Genomic DNA, 22,067 nt, shown 5'->3' with positions numbered 1-22,067 from the left:
TTTAGATATGGAAGTTACTTCTTCATTAAAAGAAAGTACTCATGGATCTCACGAGATCATTACGGCTTCTGTAAGACAGCCGTTAGTGACGGGTGGAAAATCCATGAAGGATGTTACTGAGGATGTATGCCGCCAAGTGGAAGGTAAGCCTACTCCTGCGTGGATGCTGGCTTTTGCCGTATCATTGACAGTATTAGGCCTTGGATCATACGCAGTATACAGAGTTCTTTGGGACGGTATCGGTATGTGGGGATTGAACAAGACTGTTGGATGGGCTTGGGATATCACCAACTTCGTATGGTGGGTAGGTATTGGTCACGCGGGTACCTTGATTTCCGCAGTATTGTTGTTGTTCAGACAGAAATGGAGAACATCGATTAACAGAGCTGCTGAGGCGATGACAATCTTCGCTGTAATTTGCGCGGCGATGTTCCCTGTGCTTCACATGGGACGTCCTTGGTTAGGTTTCTACTGGGCATTGCCTTTGCCAAATGCATTTGGATCACTTTGGGTGAATTTCAACTCGCCTCTACTTTGGGACGTGTTTGCGATCTCGACATATTTCTCGGTATCATTAGTATTCTGGTATATCGGCCTTATTCCTGATTTTGCGACAGTTCGTGATAGAGCTAAAGGCGCTATCCCTAAAGCTGTTTACGGTGCTTTAAGTTTAGGTTGGAATGGTTCTGCGAAAGCATGGATGCACTATGAAGCTGTATCATTGATTTTGGCAGGTATGGCGACACCTCTAGTACTTTCAGTACACACAATTGTATCGTTTGACTTTGCAACATCAGTAATACCTGGATGGCATACGACGATTTTCCCTCCATACTTCGTTGCTGGAGCGATTTTCTCAGGATTTGCTATGGTACTGACGCTAATGATCATTACTAGAAAAGTATACAAGCTTGAAGATTACATCACTATGACTCATATCGAGTTGATGAACATTGTAATTATCATTACAGGTTCAATCGTGGGTATCGCTTATATTACTGAGTTCTTTATCGCTTGGTATTCAGGTGTTCAAGCTGAGCAATATGCTTTCATCAACCGTATGACTGGACCTTACTGGTGGGCTTACTGGTCGATGATGACTTGTAACGTGTTCTCTCCTCAGCTTTTCTGGTTCAAGAAGATCAGAAGAAGCATCGCTGCTACTTTCTTCTTGTCAATAGTAGTGAACATAGGTATGTGGTTTGAGCGATTTGTGATTATCGTTACATCACTTCATAGAGACTACTTGCCTTCTTCATGGGCTTATTTCACGCCAACTGCGTATGACGTTGGAGTGTATTTGTTCACATTCGGATTGTTCTTCACTTTGTTCTTCTTATTTGCGAAGTTCTTCCCAGTGGTGAATATGGCGGAAGTGAAGTCGGTATTGAAATCTACTTCAGGAACTATTAAAGAAGACTAAGATGAGCCAAGTAAAAGAAGAAAAATATATACTGGGTATATTCAATGACGAGGATGTGTTGTTGGATGCGGTTAAGCAGGTACGCAAGTCTGGAGTGAAAATTCATGAAGTATTTTCACCATTCCCTGTTCATGGTTTGGAGCATGCGCTAGGCTACAAGAAGTCATTCTTGCCAAAAGCTGCTTTTGCTTTTGGTCTTACAGGTACTACTTTGGCTTTGACTATGATGTTTTACATGATGGTTTTTGACTGGCCGATGATAATTGGTGGTAAAGATTTTGCCGCGGTTCCTGATTTTATTCCGGTTACATTTGAGTTGACGGTTCTTTTGGGAGCTTTTGGCATGGTCGGTACTTTCTTTGTAAGCAATGACCTTAAGCCATACAAAAAGGCTCAGATCTTTGATGTTAGACAAACGGATGACATGCATGTGATGGCGATAGAGCTGGATAAGAATAGCTCTAAATCATATGAGGAGTTGACAAGCATTTTGACTGGTTCAGGAGCTTGTGAAATTAAGGATAAAACTTTTGAAGCATAACAGTCATGAAAAAGCATATAAGACAAATATATAAAGCGGCTTTAGTGCTTATGGTACCTGTAGCATTTGCGTCATGCAAGTCGGAAGGGAACTATCAAGGACTGGAATACGCTCCAAATATGTACCACTCAGTGCCTTACGAGCCATTGACTCAGATTACTGATAAAGAGGCGGGTATGTGGTTAAGCAATAGAGCGGATGGTTTGGGTGAGTATTACAACTCTAACCCTTACAACGAGCATTCTATCAATGAAAGGGTACCTCCTGCAAATACTGTAAGAAGAGATGATGATGGATTCTTGCCTTACAGAATTCCTGCGGACAGCCTTGATTACGCAGCGCAAATCATGAAGAATCCATTGGCTTCTTCTGAGCAAGTATTGGCTGATGGAGAAATCCTTTACACTAAGTTTTGTCAACCATGCCATGGTCAAAGCGGTCAAGGTGACGGACCTGTAGGTAAAGTCTTCAAAGGTGTTCCTGCATATAACAAAGGTAGGGTTAAGGATGTCTCGCAAGGACATATATTCCACGTGATTACTCACGGTAAAGGACGTATGCGTTCTCATGCTTCGCAATTGAATCAGAAAGAACGTTGGGCTATTGCTCGCTACGTCGAAAAATTGCAACAACAATAATTTGATGTGTTAGATCTGGATCGGGTTAGCCCGATTCTTATTATAAAATATTGTTATGTTAGAAGAAAAATTTGTTTTTACCGCGGGTGCTAAAAAGAAGATTACCATTCTTGCTGTAGTGGGAGTGATCCTTGCGGTATTAGGTTTTGTTATGATGAACTCTGGTGGTCATCATGACGCTGCGGCTCATGGAGCTGCTGCTGAAGGGGCTCATCATGGCTTCTCATGGACGAAGAGGTTGTTCGCCAACCTTTGGATCAATAATGTGTATTTCGTAGGCTTGTCAATAATTGGAGTGTTTTTCGTAGCTCTTCAATATGCTTCTCAAGCAGGTTGGTCAGCACCTATCAAGCGTATTCCTGAAGCTTTCGGTTTTTGGTTGCCTATAGGAGGTGCTTTGATGATTATTACTTTCTTAATAGGTAATCATGATTTGTTCCACTGGACGCACGAATATCTTTATGATCCAAAAGATCCTCATTACGATACGATCTTAGTTGGTAAAAGAGCGTTTTTGAATACGCCATTTTTCTTAGGTAGAATGGTTGCTTACTTTGTTCTTTGGTTTGGTTTGTTCTGGCAATTGAGAAAAATCTCATTGCAAGAAGACGAAATGGGAGGCGATCAGCATTGGTTCAAAATGAGAAAATACTCAGCGATATTCTTAGTGATTTTCGCTGTTACTTCAAGCACATCCGCTTGGGACTGGGTTATGTCAATCGACCCTCACTGGTTCTCAACTTTGTTTGGATGGTATGTTTTCTCATCTTGGTGGGTTTCAGGCTTAGCGGCAATTACTTTGATTGTTGTTTTCTTGAAAGAAGCTGGGTATTTGAAGGTTGTTAATGAGAATCATTTGCACGATTTAGGGAAGTTTGTTTTCGGATTTAGCGTTTTCTGGGCTTACTTGTGGTTCTCTCAATTCTTGTTGTATTACTATGCGAATATTCCGGAAGAGATTATTTATTACATAGATAGGTTCAAGAATGATCATTATTCGCCTTATTTCTTCTTGAATTTGTTTATTAATTTCTTTTTTCCTTTCTTAGTATTAATGACGAGGGACTCTAAACGCCATTTTATGACAATCAAAATCGCTTGTGTGGCTATCTTGATTGGACATTGGCTGGATTTCTTCTTGATGATTACTCCAGGTACTTTGAAGGAAAATGGAGGAATAGGATTCTTTGAAATAGGCATTACATTGGTTTATTTGTCTGGGTTCTTATTTGTAGTGTTGACAAGCCTTTCTAAAGCTGGCTTGATCGCTAAGAACCACCCGATGATGAAAGAAAGTTTGCATCATCACATTTAAACCCATAGTGCTTATTGAAAAATAAGGCTAGACAACAAACACAACCACAATAATTAATTCATGATTAACTTGATATTAGCGACGGGGGGCATATTGGTCCTCGTCGCCTTATTTCTTATTTTCCGCATCTACACGCTAGTGGGTGTGGCTAAATCTGACGGGAAAGAATACAAGCCGGTTGATAATGCAAATAAAATCAATGCGGCTTTGCTTGGTCTTACTATCACAGGGATGTTGATCGGAGCCTCTTGGTATTCTTTCAAATATTTTGATGAGTACACAATTCCTGTTGCCTCTGAGCACGGAGTTATGGTTAACCAGCTTTTTTGGGTAACTATGGCTGTGACAGGCATTGTTTTTATCATTACGCATATTTTGCTATTTGTGTTTTCTTACAAGTATAGTTTTAAGGAAAATGCTGTTGCGAAATTTTATCCTGATAATGATAAATTGGAAATCGCTTGGACAGTTGTTCCTGCAATTGCATTGGCTGTTTTGATTTTCTTTGGTTTGTTCACTTGGAACGACATGACTGCTAAGGCACCTGAAAATGCTGAAGTGGTGGAAATCATGGGCTATCAATTCGCATGGAAAGCTAGATATCCGGGCAAAGACAACAAGTTGGGCGATTACGATTACAAAAAGATCGATGCAGTAAACTTGTTTGGAATGGATTTGTCTGACAAGTCGTCATTTGATGATTTTGTTCCAAGAGAGATTCACTTGCCAAAAGGCAAGCCTGTAGAATTTAAAATCAGAGCTAGGGATGTGATCCACAGTGTTTACGCTCCTCACTTCAGATTAAAAATGGACGCTGTTCCGGGTATGCCGACAAGATTCGGGTTTGTGCCAACTAAATCAACGGAAGAGATGCGCCAAGAAACTGGAGATCCAGAATTCAATTATGAAATCGCGTGTACGGAAGTATGCGGTAGAGGACACTTTTCAATGAGAATTTTGGTCGTAGTAGACGAGCCGGAAGAGTATGAAAAGTGGAAAGCTTCCCAAAAGTCTTGGTTGTCGAAAAATCCTGAGTACATAACGTCTGTTCCTGAGGATTTGAAGGAATTGGCATTATTGAAAACGGGTGCTGTGACAGCTTCGAATTAATTCAACACTGTAAATTAAATAACTCTGAAAATGTCTACAGAAGCAATAGAAATAAACGCTGATGTTCATGCACATGATGAGCACGAGCATCACGATAGTTTTATATCAAAATATATCTTCAGTACCGATCATAAGATGATTGGTAAGCAGTTCCTATTCGCGGGGATATTCTGGGCGTTAATCGGTGGTGGATTGTCATTGATTTTTCGTCTTCAGCTTGGTTTTCCGGATATGGACTTGTCATGGTTGAAGCCTCTGCTTGGAGGTTGGATATCGGATCAAGGGAAATTGGATCCAGAATTCTACTTGGCTTTGGTGACAATGCACGGTACTATCATGGTATTCTTTGTATTGACAGCTGGACTAAGTGGTACATTTAGTAATTTCTTGATTCCATTGCAAATTGGAGCGAGAGATATGGCCTCAGGATTTATGAATATGCTTTCTTTTTGGCTGTTTGTGGTATCTAGTGCCTTGATGTTGTTCTCATTATTTATTGAAACAGGACCAGCCGCTGGTGGATGGGTGATTTATCCGCCATTGAGCGCTTTGCCTCAAGCTATTAAAGGTTCTGGTTTAGGTATGACTTTATGGTTGGTAGCGATGGTTTTCTTTATCGCTTCGTCACTGATTGGTAGTATCAACTATATTTCGACTATCATTAACTTGAGAACAAAAGGAATGACATTCACAAGATTGCCTTTGACAATTTGGGCTTTCTTTTTAACTGCAATTATCGGTGTGTTGTCTTTTCCAGTATTATTCGCAGCAGCTTTGTTGTTAGTATTTGACAGAAGCTTTGGAACAAGTTTCTACTTGTCAGAAATTTATATCGGAGGTGAGGCTCTTCCAAATATTGGAGGTAGCCCTGTATTGTTCCAGCACTTGTTCTGGTTCCTAGGTCACCCTGAGGTATATATCGTATTGTTGCCTGCTTTGGGTATCACTTCTGAGATTATCGCTACGAATTCAAGAAAGCCAATCTTTGGTTATAGAGCGATGATTGGCTCTATGTTGGGGATTACAATTCTTTCATTCGTAGTATGGGCTCACCACATGTTCGTTTCTGGTATGAATCCTTTCTTAGGATCTGTATTCATGCTACTAACGTTGATCATTGCGGTGCCATCGGCTGTAAAGGTATTTAATTACTTGACGACTCTTTGGAAGGGTAACTTGGTATTCACACCAGCGATGCTTTTCTCAATTGGATTGGTATCGATGTTTATATCAGGTGGTCTAACAGGTATTTTCTTAGGAAACTCAGCTATTGATGTTCAATTGCATGATACTTATTTTGTGGTTGCTCACTTTCACCTTGTGATGGGTAGTGCTGCATTCTTTGGTATGATGGCAGGTGTTTATCACTGGTTCCCTAAGATGTTTGGAAAGATGATGGATAACAATCTTGGGTATGTTCATTTCTGGTTGACTTTTGTAGGTGCTTATATGGTGTTCTTCCCAATGCACTACATTGGTATCGCTGGATTCCCAAGAAGATATTATTCTTTCACTAATTTTGACGCGTTTAGTTCATTCTCTGATTTGAATACATTTGTGTCTGTCGCTGCAATTATAACTGTAAGTGCTCAGTTGATCTTTGTGTTCAATTTCTTCTATAGTATTTATAGAGGTCGTAAAGCTCCACAGAACCCTTGGAGATCGACTACTTTGGAGTGGACAACACCAATAGAGCCTGGACATGGCAACTGGCCTGGGGAAATTCCTCAAGTTTATCGTTGGCCATACGATTATTCTAAGCCTGGAGCGGATGAAGACTTCATAGCTCAGACAGTTCCTTTGTCAGAGACTAGAAGCTCGAATCTTCCGCATGAAGAAGAAGCTTTAAAAGAGGGGAAAGCACAATAATCAACATTGATCTATGATAGCAACAAAATACAATAATGAGATATCGTTAGCATTGATTACAGCTAAGGCCAAAGACTATTTGGCCTTGCTGAAATTCAGATTGTCGTTTTTAGTGGCATTTTCATCCGCATTCGGATATGTGATAGGCACTAAGGGCAATTTTGATTGGCTTAATCTGATGATGTTGTCTTTAGGGGGATTTCTTGTTTCTGGAGCGTCGATTACGCTTAATCAGATTCAGGAAAAAGAGTACGACAAAGTGATGAAGCGTACGTCTAACCGTCCTTTGCCTACAGGCAGAGTTTCGGATCTTGAAGCTTATATCTATGCCGCTCTTGTGGGATTTATTGGTTTTGTATTGCTTATGGTTTATACCAATGCTTTGACAACTATGCTGTCTTTGCTCTCTCTGGTTTTGTATGCATTTGCGTATACTCCGCTAAAGAGAAAGGGACCAATAGCTGTGTTTGTAGGAGCTATACCGGGAGCGTTGCCGCCCTTATTGGGTTGGGTAGCTGCTACGGGAACAATTGGAATTGAGGGGTTGGTTATATTTTCTATTCAGTTTTTCTGGCAATTTCCTCATTTTTGGGCGATTGCTTGGGTGGCTGACGAAGATTATAAAAAGGCTGGATTCAAACTTCTTCCAAATGGAGGTAGCAAGGATTTGAATACAGCAATTCAGATTATGATTTATACCTTGTTTTTGATTCCGTTAGGCTTATTGCCTGCGATGTCAGGAATGACGGGAGCCACATCTGCGGTTGTGGCAACGATTTGCGGTATTTTATTTCTTACGCAGACTTTTTCATTGATGAAAGATGGCTCGCGAAAGTCCGCATTGAAAATCATGTTTGGATCGTTTTTCTATCTACCTATTGTTCAAATTGCGTATTTACTAGATCAGTTATAAAATTATGACCAACAATCAATCTATACTAACCCAAGAACCTCAAACCACACTTTCCATAAATCCCCATAAATTTTCATTATGGATCTTTATGGTAAATGTGATCATGCTTTTTGCCGCATTTACAAGTGCATATATTGTAAAGCAGGGGGAAGGCAACTGGTTTGAATTTGAATTGCCGTATACGTTTATAGTTTCGACTGTAATCGTATTGTTAAGCAGTGGTAGCTTGCATTGGGCTTACCGATCTGCCAAGAAGGATAACCTTTCTGGTTTGTATATAGGTATGTCGATAACAGTGATTTTAGGCTTGGCTTTTCTAGCTAGTCAATATTGGTCGTGGGTATTGTTTGTTGAAAACAATGTTCACTTCGTAGGCCCTCCATCAGGCTCCTTTGTTTATGTTTTGATGGGCGTTCATGGTGTTCACTTGATTTCTGGAGTATTGGTGTTGCTTTATATGTATCGTAAAGTGGCTAAAAAACTAGTAAGCTCCACGAATATGAATTCAATGGATATGGCTGTTACATATTGGCATTTCTTGGGATTGTTGTGGGTTTATCTACACGTTTTTTTAGTATTGAATAATTAAAATCTTAAAACAGAATATTTATGGCTGCAAATACAGCAACAGTAGATGCGTCAACAAGATGGGGCGGTGCTTATAAGCCTCTTGATGCAAGCTATGGAAAACTGATGATGTGGTTTTTTCTACTATCGGATGTTTTTACATTTGCGGGATTGTTGATTGCGTATGGAATGATTCGCTATTCATTTCCTGCATATCCTGCGGAGATTCTAACTCCAGAAAACTTTGTGCCTAGCGCTGATTATTGGCCGGTGCCAGAGATGGTTTTTACTGCAGTTCCATTTTTGCATGGAGTGCATTTGCCTTTGGTATTCGTTGCTTTGATGAGTTTTATTTTGATCATTAGCTCTGTGACTATGGTATTGGCTGTGGAAGCAGGACAAAGAATGGATCAAAAAGCAGTTGAAAAATGGATGCTTTGGACGATTCTTGGAGGTATAACTTTCTTAGGTTGCCAGGCTTGGGAGTGGAGTCACTTCATTCATGGAGCAGGTAAAGGAACGGTTGTCAATCAATTGATTGATGGCAAGTTTGTAGATCAATTGTTTCATGGAGCAAACTTGTCATATAACGAGTATGGTCCTCAGGCATTTGCGCAATTGTTCTTCTTTATTACTGGATTCCACGGTTTCCACGTATTCTCTGGTATCGTACTTTTGATTATCATTTTTTATAATGTTGTTATTGGTACTTATGAGAGAAGAGGTCATTACGAAATGGTTGAAAAAGTAGGTCTTTACTGGCACTTTGTTGACCTTGTATGGGTATTTGTATTTACATTCTTCTACTTAATCTAATTGATACTATGGGACAGATAGAAACACCAGTAGCAAAAAAAGAAGTTAAGCCAGCGAATCCTGAGACGATCAAAAAGCTTTTAAAAGTTGCTGTTATCATTTTCGCGATTACAGTAGGTGAATTTGTTTTGGCGTACACATTGGATAGAGGTTTATTTCTTTATTCGTTGTTCATCGGTTTGACAATGCTTAAGGCTGCTTATATTGTGCTTGAGTTTATGCACTTGAAATATGAGAATAAAACATTAATTTGGTCAATCTTATTGCCATGTTTATTTCTGATATGGTTTATAATAGCATTGCTTAATGAAGGTGGAGCCGTATTTGAAGCTCGCTTTTTTTAGCAGATAAAGATATAGAGGTCAGCTTTTTAGTTGACCTCTTTTTTTGTTGTAAGTCTATGGTTTAAAGTTCTTAAATTGTTAAATTTATGATATTAATATTAAGCCCAAAGATTTAGAATTTCATTTATCAATAAAAGAGAGGAGAGGATGAAGAAAGGCGTTTTTCTAGGCGTAATGTTGTTGTTGCCTTTGGCAATACTCGTGTTTTTGAAAAAGTTCGGGAAAAATGAGTACTCCCTACCTGTTTTACATTCAAAAATGTCTGTGGAATATTTGAATCCAAATATTGCTTCAGAAGAAATAGGAGTTTATATCAATGTAGGCGTTGGAACAGAGGAAGATAGAAGATTTATTATTCAGAATTTGGATAGGATCATTGACAAATTAAAAATACATGAAGATGTTAAGCTGTTTTTGTACACAGATAGTGATAGAGAAAAGCAGAATTCCGAAGACTACTTTATTGTCAATAAGAATTACGAAAGTATAGAATGGAAATTAGATTCATCAAATGCTTTTTTGAATTTCACAGAACCGTTGGTTGTGGAAGAATTTCCTGAAGCTATAAACAAGGCTTTGCTTATCGATAAAGGCAGGCAATTAAGAGGTGTTTATGATTTGTCGAATGAGGAGGAGTTTGATCGAATTTCATTGGAGTTGCAGATATTAAAATACAAATAAATGAGCAGTATAGAATTGTCTAATAAACAGTCTTTTTGGGCTATAGGTATAATCTCAGCGTTAGTGCCAGTATTGGTGGCAGTGCTTTTGTTTGTGCCGGCTAAGTTGAATATAGCAAGTGATTGGGTGCATATCTTGCCTTCTTTTCATGCATTAGTAAATGGCACTACAGCTGTTATTCTTGTATTGGCATTGTATTTTGTTAAGCAAGGGAATTTTGAAGCGCATAAGAAGTCAATGTTAGTCGCTTTTGTATTGGGAGGCATGTTTTTGATTTCTTACGTGGTTTACCATTCGAGCGTTGAATCTACCAAATTTGGCGATATTAATGGAGATCGAATTGTAGACAGTGCTGAGTTGGCTCAAATTGGTGCAATGAGGTATGTGTATTTAGGCGTGTTGCTGTCTCACATCTGTTTTGCGGCTATTGTGCTTCCTCTCGTTTTGATGTCATATTACTTCGGTTTGAAAGGCTTGAATGAGAAACATAAGAAATTAGTTCGTTTTGCCTATCCAATATGGCTATATGTGTCAGTGACTGGCGTTGTGGTATATATGATGTTGAAACCTTATTATCAGTTCTAAATATGAGAAAACAAATTGTCATAAAGCTTTTATCATTAACTGTGATAATGTATCTAGGGTTGATGGATGTCGCAGCTCAGTGCGCTATGTGTAGAGCTTCTGTCGAGAATAATGTTAGCGAGGGAGAGTCAATATCTCTTGCCGCTAAACTGAATCTTGGAATAATGTATTTATTTGCTATGCCTTATATTATAGCGGCAGTTATAGGCTATGTATGGTATAAAAAGGCAAAAAAGAACAGGGCTTTAAAAGCTTCATGATGATATACTAAAAAGGTTCATGACTTTGAACCTTTTGGCTTACTTTTTGTTGTTATTAGATTTTTTATTTGGTTTTAAAAAGGTTTGCCCGAAATAAGGGAGGTATATGGTGACAAGAAGCGTTTTTGTACTTATAATAACTTTTTTAATTATAATTCTTAATGCCCAGATTGAGAATCATCAGAGTGCAAACGATCAGCAAAGTTATTTTCAGGGGCGCTTGACGGAAAAGCTGTTGGATCTAAGAAGTGAGAAGCAGACATTTTCTGAAAAGTTTAATGAAGAAGATTTTTACGGAACTTTTTTCACAAATTCTAATTTTTCCAAGTTTAGAAATTTTGTGATTTTTAAGAATGATGAGCCTTATCAATGGAGATTTGAAGATTATATATTTTCGAAATTCAAGCCCGAAACCTTAAGAAAGAGGATCGTAGATGATGAAGAAGGGAATTTATTTGCTTTAGAAAAAGGCAGGGCTTCTTATGGAGGAAATCAATTCGAATTTGTACTGATGAAGCCACTCGGTGATGTGATCAGTGAGAAGTGTGTAAGAAACACATATGAGAATGGGCAAAGTAAAAAGTATACTATTAAGTTAAAGGATATTGAGGGCAAGTCGATTTTATTATTGGATTGCTCAAAAAATATTTTCACATCCTATTTTCTTCTAGCAATATTTGTATTGACATTAATTTCTCTTTTGATTGATATTTCGATCTGTTGGTCGCTTAATCAAAACCCAGATAAGTTTAAAGCACAATGGAAACGGATGTCATTTTCTATGATTTCAGTTTTAATGTCATTAATAATCTTGAACTTGTTATATATAGAGTATTTTAATGAACTATATGGAATAAGTTTTGAGTTTTTTAGAATAATTAGATTGTTGTTTATTTTGCCCATGCTGATTTTGTCAGTTAATTATTTTATGAAAACTACAAAATTTTTCACTTCGGAAAAGTTTTGGGCAAGAACCATCAATTTTATTATTGTCATTTTTTTAGTGCAACTCTATTACGTTTTTTCTGTCAATGCTGTAAATACTGCTATTAGTTTTTTGGGTTTTGAAGGAATATTTCACTTTAATGACGTGTTTAAAATTCTAGGTTTCGCATGTCTCTTTTCCATGTGTATTGTTCTTTATTTTAATCTGAGCTTGCTTACCGTGAGGGTTGTCAACAGTTATTGGCAAGAAAGAAAAAATATAGCATTATTATCAATATTGTTAATCTCATCCTTGATATTTCTATTATTGACGGATAATTTTTCTCTATTAGGAGTTCTTTGGATTATGATTAATGTCGCTTTGATATACTATACATATACTGGAGAATTTAAATTGAATTTCAATAATCTTAATAATTCAGTGTTCAAGAGCGCTTCTGTGTTTATTATATTTAATGCCCTTAGTGTTTCTATTTTGCTCACAGTAATCAAAGGAGCTGAGAATGAATCGTTTATCGGAATTTTTCAAAGAGAAGAATTATGGATGTTTAATACGAGATATTTTTTAAAAGCTTTCTCATTGACTTTGATAAGCCAGTGTATGATATTCTATGTGCTGTCAGGACTGATTATTTTGAGATATTTAGTAATTAAGAAGAGTATTCCATTTTTATTTAAACTTCAGTTTTTTTCTTATACTTCATTTTTCGTTTCGCTTATCGTTATTTTCTTTTTTATATTTTTGATTCAATGTGATATTGATAAGCAAAATTTTAGGAATAATTCATTGGCTGAAATTGAAGGTCTTCGAATAGAGATGTCGGAAATGAAATACAAGGTTCGGAAATCATTTTTTGAGTTAAAAGAACAAACATTGCTTCAAACACATGGATGGAACAGCCATTTCTTTTTGTCATCTACTGATCGTTTTTCGATATTAAATATGCCCTTTGAGGTATTTAGTAAAATGGAAAATGAGTCTACCTATTGGAGAACTGATGGGATAGATGTTTATCATCGTTTTTTTGGCTATGGGGACGAGCGAATTTACTTGAGATTAACAATGAATATTTTTAATGCTTCATTGCTCTCAACATTGCAAATTTTCTTTATATGTTCCGCATTTGCTTTTATAGCATTCTTTGTGATTTCGACTTTAATTTCTGGTTGGATGTTGAAGCCATTTAAAATGTTTACTGACAAGATAAAAGCAAATGGCTTTGAAAATGATTATCAGATGGAAACTTCGGTATACAAGGATGATTTCTTTGAAAAAGATTATCAGTCGATGATTCAGAAAATTCATAAGGAAAAGGAGCATTATGCGCATATCCAACAACTGAAAGCCATAAATCATTTATCTCAACAAGTTGGACATGAACTTAGGACTTCTTTGACTCCATTGAAGCTGAAATTTGATTTGATCAGAAGAAAGATGCGATATGATCAGATTGAAAACCATCAGATTCAAGAAGAATTGGAATTGCTTAATATGCATTTTGATGAATTAACTAGTTTGGTAGAGAGTTTTCAACAATATGCAATAGATGCTCAGCCATGTCTTAGAAGAATAGAAATAGTTACATTTTGCGATCTATTGGATGAAAAGCTATATATAAGAAATATTAATGCGATAAGAGAGGGAAGCTTGGATGATCAATATATTATTGTCGATACGATGCTTTTGGTGAATTCGATTGTTACTTTTATTGACTATATGCAATTGAGCACAATTGACAAATCTATTTCATATCGATTTGAGATGTTGGGAGATTCTTTGATTTTTCAACTTGAATTTGAGAATAGTTTGAATTTTGATGAGCAAATGCTTGAAAGCTTATTCGATTTTCAGTTTGATGAAAAGAATACTCATTCATTTATTAAAATTGGGATTGCCAAGAAAATATTGGCAAGTATGAATATTAATCTGACATGTGTTGAAAAGCATGGGAATATATTTCTATCTCTTGACATGTCTGAGACAGTTCCTGTAGATTTTCAAGATGAAAAATTGGAAATTTAAGATCAAAATAGTATTATGAATTAAACCCGAACCCTTTAAGCAAATGATAAAAAATCTATTTTGTTTTACTGTATTGTATTTTCATTTTGCTATCAATGTATTCCCTCAAAGTCGGTTTAATATAAGCTCTTCAGACCGAGAATTTCTTATTAACACTAGTGAAGGCACAGTTAGTTTGAATCAGATAAGCGGTTTGAATGCTGTGCAAGTTGATTTATTTGTCCATAATAAAGTTGAACGTTTAGCTGTGTTTGACCGAACATCTGGAAAATTATACTTTTTTTCTATTAGCGAAAATGATGAGGAATTTTATTTAGATGAAAAGTTCACTAATGAATTTACTGTTGCCCCGAAAAGTTGGGTTAAATTTCGTGATTATGATGGAGATGGGAATACAGATATTTGGACAGCGTCAAATCTAGGGGTGAAAGTGTATAAAAATAAAGGAGGTGTAAATCTTGAATTTGACTTGGTTGCCGATCCGTTGTTAGTGAAGGGCTTGTCTAATAATGAAGTTAACTTGAATCCATCTGATTTAGACATATTTATATTGAGGGATATCGATAATGATGGAGATTTAGATGTTTTAATGTATAATTTCTCAACTGGTGAGGACTTGTATTATTATAGAAACTATAGCCAAGAAAATGAAGGCAACAATCTGAACTTAATTTATAAATTAGAAACAACATCATTTGGTGAATTTAAAGAATGCGATTGCGAAAAAGTTCCATATGTGTTTCAAGGTGCAGAGTGTGATTACAGCAATGCCGTGAGTGGGAGTAGGATAAAGCATATAGGAGGTAAATCGTTAGAGGTCTTTGAAAGTGGTGACTATTCTATAATTGCGGGGCATGAACAGTGCAAGGAGTTGTTTTTAGTAGGAGATAAAAATTATAACAAGTATAGTTTTACTGACTTTGATTTGTTAAGAGATAATTCTGGTCGATCGATTGATTTGTTTTATTACCCTTCAGTTTATGATGTGAGGATATCAGGAAGGCAGTTTCTTTTTTATTCAACAAATTTGGAAAATGATCCAAGAAACGATAATTCCAAGTCCATCTACTATTCACTTGTGAAGGCTGGAAGTCTTGAAACCCCAAGGACTCTTAATTTAGAAAACTATTTAGATTTTGGCAGTAACTCGGTATTAGTAAGTTATGATTTCGATCAAGATGGGTTAAAGGATTTATTAGTTTCTAGTGATCAGTTGATTGACGGGGTCACTAATGCTGAATTTAATTATTATAAAGGCATTTCCAAGACGGAGTTTGCATATATTGATACTGATAGGTTTTCGATTTTTGAAAATGAATGGATGAACGTGATTCCAAGACACTTATATTTGAATGGGAGAGATTATTTGTTTATAAATCAAATAGATAAAGGCAGATTAACGGGAAGATTATCTTATTTGACAGATTTTAAAAATGGAATTTCAGTAAGTGAAATCATTGAAACTCAAGTAGAGATATCAAGAAATGATAATTATATTTTTCTTGATATTGATGATGATGGAGATTTGGAGCTTTTAGTCCTTAAGAGTTCAGGGACTATTGATACTTATCAAATTGAAGAAAATTTGAAATTTAGCAAAGAGTTAGATCCGTTTATAGATATTGATAAGTATGAGATGATGCCTTTATACTTTATAGAAAAAGTTGAAGATAATACATTTGTTTTGATTGATACTGAAGGTAAATGGTATGAATGGGATCGAAGTGCGGACCATGTTCAACCTTTAGGTTATGATAGCCAAGAAAACTCTTTTATATCAGGCAGAAAGACTCAGTTGTTGAAAATTGAAGATGGACTTAGCAATTATTGTTTGCTGGGAGGTGTATCCGGTGGGGTGGGCTTAGTGAGTTTAAATGAGAGCAAAGAATTTGAGGATAATTTTGTTATTTTCCCAAATCCACAAAATTTGTGGGTTCATAATTCTCTAAAGGTAATTTCTAAGGATAAATCTCAACTAACAATTTATAATTCTCTTGGACAATTGATTTTTGAACCTATGGCTTTAGTTTCAGGAATAAATGATTTGAATATCAGCTTTGAAACTCAAGGTATGTATTTTTTTGTGTTTACAAGCGAGGGTGAAGTTTTAGCGAAAAGAAAGGTAATGGTACATGAGTAAGCTAGTTCTGTTTATTGATATAAAAGCTGATCCAATAAGTTCTTCTTTTAACAATCAATTAATGTTGTCATTAAAGGAGCGCAACGAAGAGGTTGACTTCATTGATATGGATAATTATTCTGAGAACTTATTTGTTGATCATGTATTAAAATCTTCTTCAGAATATACTAAGATGGCGATTGTTTTAGAAGCTATTGAGAAAGATGCTGCGGATTTAGGACCAGTATTAAAGATGATTATGAAGGCTGTAAGAGGAAGCTTTTCAAATTGCAAGATATTTTTTTCCGGGACAAATGATTATTTGTACAGTATTCTAAGCAAAGCGAAAAAGGTTCCTGTACTATTTGAGAACAATGACGATAAATTAAAGATCTTTATTGAACAATTTTTAAAAGATTGATATTGTAATTTTTTGTCAATTATTGTTTTGGATTGAAAATTGCGGCATAACCATTTTAGCTACATGTGACTTTATAGTTATTTATTTTTAAACTTTTTGATCCGACAGGGATTGATATTACTACAATAACGTATGCAAATGATGACAGAAAAGATTATAAGCAAAGATATTTTTTTAAAAAAGCTAAATGTTATATATATGGACAAGTCCATGGGGTGGGTTGAGAAAAATTCCGCGATAATGGACTTGATCAATGAGCGAGATAAGCTTATCAGAAAAAGAAATACAGAGGTTTGCAAAATATTGCTTTTGAGAGGGGATAACAAGAGAGAAAATCTTTTCGATCTTAATTAATTCAAAATTTGAACATAAATTCTACATAAGAATAATCAGGGTACTTATGCAATGCTTGTCATTGTCTTGTACTTTTTAATTATTAGGCGGAAAGTTTTTGAAACCCGATTAGTTGTGCTTAATTTTACGATAGGCATGACAATGGAAATTAAAGATATAAAAGCACCCATTCAAGATGAAATGGTAGCTTTTGAGACGCATTTTAGAGGGTCGGTTAAAAGCAAGGTTTTTCTTTTGGATAAGATAATGTCTTACATAATCAAAAGAAAAGGAAAGCAAATGAGACCCATGTTTGTTTTTTTGACTGCAGGGACTACGGGAAGTATTTCAGAAAAGTCTTATAGAGGTGCTGCATTGATAGAATTGTTGCATACAGCTACTTTGGTTCATGATGACGTAGTTGATGAGGCGAATTATAGACGTGGATTTTTTTCTGTGAATGCTCTTTGGAAGAACAAAATAGCTGTGCTAGTAGGAGATTATCTTTTGTCAAGAGGCTTGTTGCTTTCTGTTGATCATGGAGATTTTGATTTGTTGAAAATTGTTTCGACAGCCGTCAAAGAAATGAGTGAAGGAGAGTTGCTTCAAATTGAAAAAGCCAGAAAACTTGATATTACTGAAGAGGTTTATTATGAAGTGATAAGGCAAAAGACAGCATCATTAATTGCATCTTGTTGCTCTGTAGGCGCTTGTAGTTCAGGAGCAAGTCCGGAAGTTGTGGAAAAAATGAGGTTGTTTGGCGAGAAAGTCGGTATGGCATTTCAGATCAAAGATGATTTGTTTGATTTTGGACATGACGAAGTAGGTAAGCCGTTGGGGATAGATATTAAAGAAAAGAAAATGACACTTCCTTTGATTCATGCCTTGAGGAATTCTGATTGGCTTACAAGAAGAAAAGTGCTTTACACAATAAAAAACAAGAGTCATAAGCCGGAGAAAGTGAAAGAAGTCATAGAATTTGTGAGAAAATCAGGTGGTTTGGATTACGCTGAAAATAAAATGAAAGAGTTTTATTCTGAAGCTTTAAGTATTTTAAATGAATTTGATGACTCGGAATATAAAAAAGCGCTTAAGGGGTTGGTTGATTATACAATATTAAGAAAAAAATAGTCCATTAACATATGGACTATTTTTATTATAGGTATCGTTACTTAGCCTCTGCTTCTAATTCTTTTATCTTTTCTTCCAAGCGGTTTATTTTTAATAAATACTCTTTTTCTTGCCTATTTATTTCTTCCCTAGAGGCCATTAATTCTTCTAAATTTTGACGCATTTCTTCTTCTTGTTCTCTAAGCTCTTGTGTTTGCAGGTTTGTTTCCTCAAGCAGTTTTTGGGTGTTTTTATTTATCTGGATTGTGGAAATTGAAGATGCGACAATTTGAGCTACATTGTCTATGAGTTCTTTGTGATATTTTTCAAAAGTAGCGAATGATGCGATTTCGATAATTCCTACAACTTGATTATCATAAATCATAGGAGTCAGATATATGCTTTTAGGGTTTGAAGTGCCAAGTCCTGAAGTGATGTTTATGTAATCTTCAGGAATTTCATTAAGATAAATAGGTTCTTTTTCTAAATAGCATTGTCCGACTAGTGATTCGCCAGGTTTTACACTTTTTTGCAAGTGTTTTTTTCTGTTATATGCATAAGTAGAGGCAAGTATTAGTTCTTTTTCTCCTTTGATATTAATATTAGTTATGAATAACCCTGCTTGATTTGCATTAGTGTACTTTACTAGAGATTTAACTATTGCATCTCCTAAAGAAGTAAGGTCTTCCCTTTCATTTCTTGTGATCTCGTTAAACAATGATATGCCTTCAGTGATCCAAATTCTTTTATTTTCTTTATTCTGAAAGTCAATTAAAGAGTCACGCATCTCAAGCAATGATTTACTAAGAAGATCTTTCTCTCCAGATGCCTTGAACTCAGTTTCGAGTTCGTTTTTTCCTATATTTTGAGCGAATTTAGTAGCCTTAATCAATGCGTCTTCCATTCTACTGAATGATTTTTCAATCGCTTGAAATTCGAGGATAAAGCTTTGTAATGAAATGTCATTTTTGAAGTCTCCTTGGCTAATGCTTTTTGCCTTTTTGACTAGCCTTTGAATATAGTTGTCTAGTTTTTTAACTCCAATATTAACAATTACCAATGATATGATAAAGCATATAAAGGATACTAATATTGTGCTTTTTAGGCTGTCTTTTAACGGCTTTAGTTGTTCTGTTTTGGAAAAGTCCATGACAAACATCCAGTCGGATAAATGAATAGGCGTTATATTCAATTGCCTTTCGTCATCACCATCGTTATAATTAATTTTAGAGCCAGATTCAGGTATGTCGGAAAGTTTTAATAAATCTTTATTTAGGCCTGAATAATCAAAAATGCTTCTATTATAATCATTGTTGTTATTAGAAATAATAATGTTTCCTGAGTTATTGATCAGATAACTTTTTCCTTTTTGCCCAAGCTTTTTGGAAGTGATATAATTGATCATTTGATCAAGATCGCAGGTGCTGAAGGCTACTCCTAATAATTGATTGTTTTCACTATATATTTTTTTGACTCCAATAACGGCCCCTTGATCTCCATCAGAGTCTTTGTATAAGTAATTGTCATGAGGAGATTTAAGAAATTGATTGAACCATGGGAACTTATAGGATAGGTTGTTCATGCTATCGTTTGGGTGCATATATGTATGCACTTTGCCTTGGGTAGTTATTATACCAATGTCTAATATATTTTCATCAAATCGTTTGGATCTGTTTAAATGATTCTTTATGATGTTGATATCTTTATTGTCATTTTCAATCCAATGAGTAATTAAAATGTTATTGGCTAGCGATGATTCAACAAAATTGTTGATATTCATAAATACTACCTTGAGATATAAGGTGGATTTTTCGATATGGGCGGGAATGGTATTCTTCGTAATTATTTCTTCTATTAATTTATTTGAGTTGTAGTAATTAATCCCATTTGTGAGTCCTAAGGCGAAAATAATTATGACAATGCTGTTGAGTAAAATCCTTCCTTTAAGAGAGTTTAAAGTAAACGTCTTTTTTTTAAACATGAGTTTATAATATTCCTTTTTGAAAAAATAATTGTTTAAAGCTTTTATTTCGCTAAAATAGTATAAAAAAATGTTAATTATATGCCTAATAACTATGGGTATATAGTATTGCTTTTATACTGCAATTAGGTAGGAATATTAATCGATGTGTTAAAATTGAACTTAATCAAAATTAAATTTAATAAAAGATGTGTGTGCTGAGTCTGTCAAGGGGATTAATTGATTTATTCCCTATTGTTTGTATTATTACGTGTTGCGATGGAGTTGAATAATGAGGGGGATATTCTTTAAAAATTGAAATAAAAAAAAGAGAGCCTAAGGCTCTCTCTTGAATGTTATGAAACTTTTACTTTAAGCTTTTTCTCTATTTCTTGAATTTCTCCTTTGTGTTTAGATCCGCTAGATAACATGTCATTAACAGATTGTACTGCATGTATGACTGTGCTATGATCTCTTCCGCCAAAATGGTAGCCAATAGATTTAAGAGAATGTTGAGTGAGTTCTTTGGAAAAGTACATAGCTATTTGTCTTGCTATTACATATTCTTTTTTTCTTGATTTGGCTTTAAGGTCTTTAGGGCTCAGATTATAATATTCAGAAACAACTTCTTGAATATAGTCTATGCTCATTTCAGTGTCCACATCTTCAACAATATGCTTTAAAGTGGATTTAGCTAATTCAAGATCAATATCTTTTCTTACCAAAGAGGCTTGAGCGATTAAGGATATCAATACACCTTCAAGTTCTCTGATGTTTGTATCTATTGTATAAGCAAGGTATTCAATGACATTCTTTGGTACATGTATGCCATCCGCTTGCATTTTTCTTTCGATGATGGCTATACGGGTTTCAAAATCCGGAGTTTGAAGATCCGCTGTTAAGCCCCATTTAAATCTTGAAAGCAATCTTTCCTGAAGGCCTTTAAGGTCTTTAGGAGGGCAATCGCTGGTCATAATGATTTGCTTGCCATTTTGGTGCAAGTGATTGAAGATATGAAAAAACATCTCCTGCGTTTTTTCTTTGCCAGCTAAGAATTGCACGTCATCCAAAATAAGCACATCTACTTGAAGGTAGAAGTTCTGAAATTGTTGGAGTCTGTTGCTTTTAAGAGCTTCGATGAATTGATTGGTGAACTTTTCGGAAGAAACATATAGAATGAATTTATTTCCCAATTCAATATTGTTTCTTATCTCGTTCCCAATGGCTTGAACTAAATGAGTTTTGCCAAGACCAACTCCTCCATATACCATTAATGGGTTGAAAGAAGTAATTCCCGGCTTTTGAGCTACAGCAAATCCTGCAGATCTCGCAAGTCTGTTGCAGTCGCCTTCGATATAATTTTCGAATGTGTACTGATCATTTAGATGGGAGTCTCTTACAGAATCTTCGACTGACTTTAGCTCGAAAGGACTTGAGTAGTCACTACCTTTAAGGTTAAGGCCATTGCCGTCTCCGTTTCTGTTCGATTTATTGGGTAGGTTTACAGTGTATGGCTGATTACCTTCAAAACCATTGTCTACGACAACAGAATATTCCAATCGCCCGCTTTTGCCCAATACATGGTCGATAGCGGCTCTTAGAAGATACACATAATGCTCTTCCAGATATTCGTAGAAGAATTGGCTTGGGACCTGTATAGTCAAAACGTTTTCAACAAGCTGCAATGGCTTGATGGGCATGAACCAAGTCTTAAAACTTTGATCATTAACGTTTTCCTTTATAATGGCCAAACAATTACTCCATACATTATGACAGTCGTTGTGCTGCATGTGTCAATTCTTGCGATTAAATTTATATCCTAATGCTTAAGCAAAGGATTACAAAAGTGAAAAAAAAATAAATAACTAAAAAGCATTTTTGTTCTTGACTTTCACTTTTATTTGACTAGCCGTATGCTAACGGCTCAGAACCGCTAAATTAAACCATATTTTTTTCTTGACAAACAGTGGTAGGTCATTTTTTTAAATGATTTTGGGCATAAGCTTACAAACTTGCTGTGATTTTATAGAATCATTTACTGAAAAGTTGATTTTATTAATAAGTCTATTTGATTGTGTTTCAAAAACTTATTAC

General features: G+C 35.6%; 20 protein-coding genes. 18 read left to right on the top strand and 2 right to left on the bottom strand.

The window, feature by feature from the left end; genetic code table 11:
* Positions 1 to 7 precede the first annotated feature (7 nt).
* From nrfD to AABK36_RS12935, 18 genes are all read left to right on the top strand, one after another.
* Positions 8 to 1,423: an NrfD/PsrC family molybdoenzyme membrane anchor subunit gene (gene nrfD, locus AABK36_RS13020; protein ID WP_309938487.1), complete on the top strand. Its 1,416-nt coding sequence runs from the start codon at positions 8 to 10 to the stop codon at positions 1,421 to 1,423.
* Position 1,424: 1 nt separating this feature from the next.
* The gene (locus AABK36_RS13015; RefSeq protein ID WP_309938488.1) at positions 1,425 to 1,964 is read left to right on the top strand and encodes a DUF3341 domain-containing protein; all 540 of its coding nucleotides are present in this window, start codon (positions 1,425 to 1,427) and stop codon (positions 1,962 to 1,964) included.
* A gap of 5 nt (positions 1,965 to 1,969) precedes the next feature.
* Entirely contained in the window at positions 1,970 to 2,602 is a 633-nt protein-coding gene (locus AABK36_RS13010; protein WP_309938489.1) for a c-type cytochrome, read from the top strand.
* Between the two features lie 55 nt (positions 2,603 to 2,657).
* Positions 2,658 to 3,917, top strand: coding sequence for a quinol:cytochrome C oxidoreductase (locus AABK36_RS13005; RefSeq protein WP_309938490.1), 1,260 nt, complete (start codon positions 2,658 to 2,660; stop codon positions 3,915 to 3,917).
* A gap of 60 nt (positions 3,918 to 3,977) precedes the next feature.
* Positions 3,978 to 5,027: a cytochrome c oxidase subunit II gene (locus AABK36_RS13000; RefSeq protein ID WP_309938492.1), complete on the top strand. Its 1,050-nt coding sequence runs from the start codon at positions 3,978 to 3,980 to the stop codon at positions 5,025 to 5,027.
* A gap of 30 nt (positions 5,028 to 5,057) precedes the next feature.
* Entirely contained in the window at positions 5,058 to 6,896 is a 1,839-nt protein-coding gene (locus AABK36_RS12995) for a cytochrome c oxidase subunit I (protein WP_309938493.1), read from the top strand.
* Between the two features lie 13 nt (positions 6,897 to 6,909).
* Positions 6,910 to 7,809 (top strand): heme o synthase, encoded by a 900-nt coding sequence (gene cyoE / locus AABK36_RS12990; protein WP_309938494.1) that lies wholly within the window; start codon positions 6,910 to 6,912, stop codon positions 7,807 to 7,809.
* 4 nt (positions 7,810 to 7,813) lie between these two features.
* On the top strand, positions 7,814 to 8,398 hold the full coding sequence (locus tag AABK36_RS12985; protein ID WP_309938495.1) for a cytochrome c oxidase subunit 3: 585 nt from the start codon (positions 7,814 to 7,816) through the stop codon (positions 8,396 to 8,398).
* Positions 8,399 to 8,418: 20 nt separating this feature from the next.
* Positions 8,419 to 9,192 carry a cytochrome c oxidase subunit 3 gene (locus AABK36_RS12980; protein WP_309938496.1) on the top strand — a complete coding sequence of 258 codons (774 nt, stop codon included), beginning with the start codon at positions 8,419 to 8,421 and terminating at the stop codon, positions 9,190 to 9,192.
* An 8-nt stretch (positions 9,193 to 9,200) separates the two neighbouring features.
* Complete coding sequence (locus AABK36_RS12975) at positions 9,201 to 9,536, top strand: cytochrome C oxidase subunit IV family protein (RefSeq protein ID WP_309938498.1); 336 nt, start codon at positions 9,201 to 9,203, stop codon at positions 9,534 to 9,536.
* 147 nt (positions 9,537 to 9,683) lie between these two features.
* Positions 9,684 to 10,217 carry a hypothetical protein gene (locus AABK36_RS12970; RefSeq protein WP_309938499.1) on the top strand — a complete coding sequence of 178 codons (534 nt, stop codon included), beginning with the start codon at positions 9,684 to 9,686 and terminating at the stop codon, positions 10,215 to 10,217.
* Complete coding sequence (locus tag AABK36_RS12965; RefSeq protein WP_309938500.1) at positions 10,218 to 10,802, top strand: DUF420 domain-containing protein; 585 nt, start codon at positions 10,218 to 10,220, stop codon at positions 10,800 to 10,802.
* A gap of 2 nt (positions 10,803 to 10,804) precedes the next feature.
* A complete protein-coding gene (locus tag AABK36_RS12960; protein WP_309938501.1) occupies positions 10,805 to 11,062 on the top strand; it encodes a hypothetical protein in 258 nt (85 codons plus the stop codon).
* Positions 11,063 to 11,297: 235 nt separating this feature from the next.
* Complete coding sequence (locus tag AABK36_RS12955) at positions 11,298 to 14,030, top strand: histidine kinase (protein ID WP_309938502.1); 2,733 nt, start codon at positions 11,298 to 11,300, stop codon at positions 14,028 to 14,030.
* Between the two features lie 43 nt (positions 14,031 to 14,073).
* Positions 14,074 to 16,170 (top strand): T9SS type A sorting domain-containing protein, encoded by a 2,097-nt coding sequence (locus AABK36_RS12950; protein ID WP_309938503.1) that lies wholly within the window; start codon positions 14,074 to 14,076, stop codon positions 16,168 to 16,170.
* A complete protein-coding gene (locus AABK36_RS12945; protein ID WP_309938504.1) occupies positions 16,163 to 16,570 on the top strand; it encodes a hypothetical protein in 408 nt (135 codons plus the stop codon). Before AABK36_RS12950 ends, AABK36_RS12945 begins: the two co-directional genes overlap by 8 nt.
* 198 nt (positions 16,571 to 16,768) lie before the next feature.
* Entirely contained in the window at positions 16,769 to 16,924 is a 156-nt protein-coding gene (locus AABK36_RS12940) for a hypothetical protein (RefSeq protein WP_309938505.1), read from the top strand.
* Between the two features lie 135 nt (positions 16,925 to 17,059).
* Positions 17,060 to 18,034, top strand: a complete 975-nt coding sequence (locus AABK36_RS12935; protein WP_309939178.1) for a polyprenyl synthetase family protein — start codon at positions 17,060 to 17,062, stop codon at positions 18,032 to 18,034.
* Positions 18,035 to 18,071: 37 nt separating this feature from the next.
* Here the strand turns inward: AABK36_RS12935 and AABK36_RS12930 are convergent, their stop codons facing one another.
* A complete protein-coding gene (locus AABK36_RS12930) occupies positions 18,072 to 19,994 on the bottom strand; it encodes a cache domain-containing protein (protein ID WP_309938506.1) in 1,923 nt (640 codons plus the stop codon).
* Positions 19,995 to 20,329: 335 nt separating this feature from the next.
* A complete protein-coding gene (gene dnaA / locus AABK36_RS12925; RefSeq protein WP_309938507.1) occupies positions 20,330 to 21,763 on the bottom strand; it encodes a chromosomal replication initiator protein DnaA in 1,434 nt (477 codons plus the stop codon).
* Positions 21,764 to 22,067 lie beyond the last annotated feature (304 nt).

The sequence above is a fragment of the Aureibacter tunicatorum genome, assembly GCF_036492635.1.
GTDB lineage: Bacteria > Bacteroidota > Bacteroidia > Cytophagales > Cyclobacteriaceae > Aureibacter > Aureibacter tunicatorum.
The sequence above is the reverse complement of the archived record's forward strand: the minus strand, read 5'-3'. Positions and strand labels throughout refer to the sequence as shown.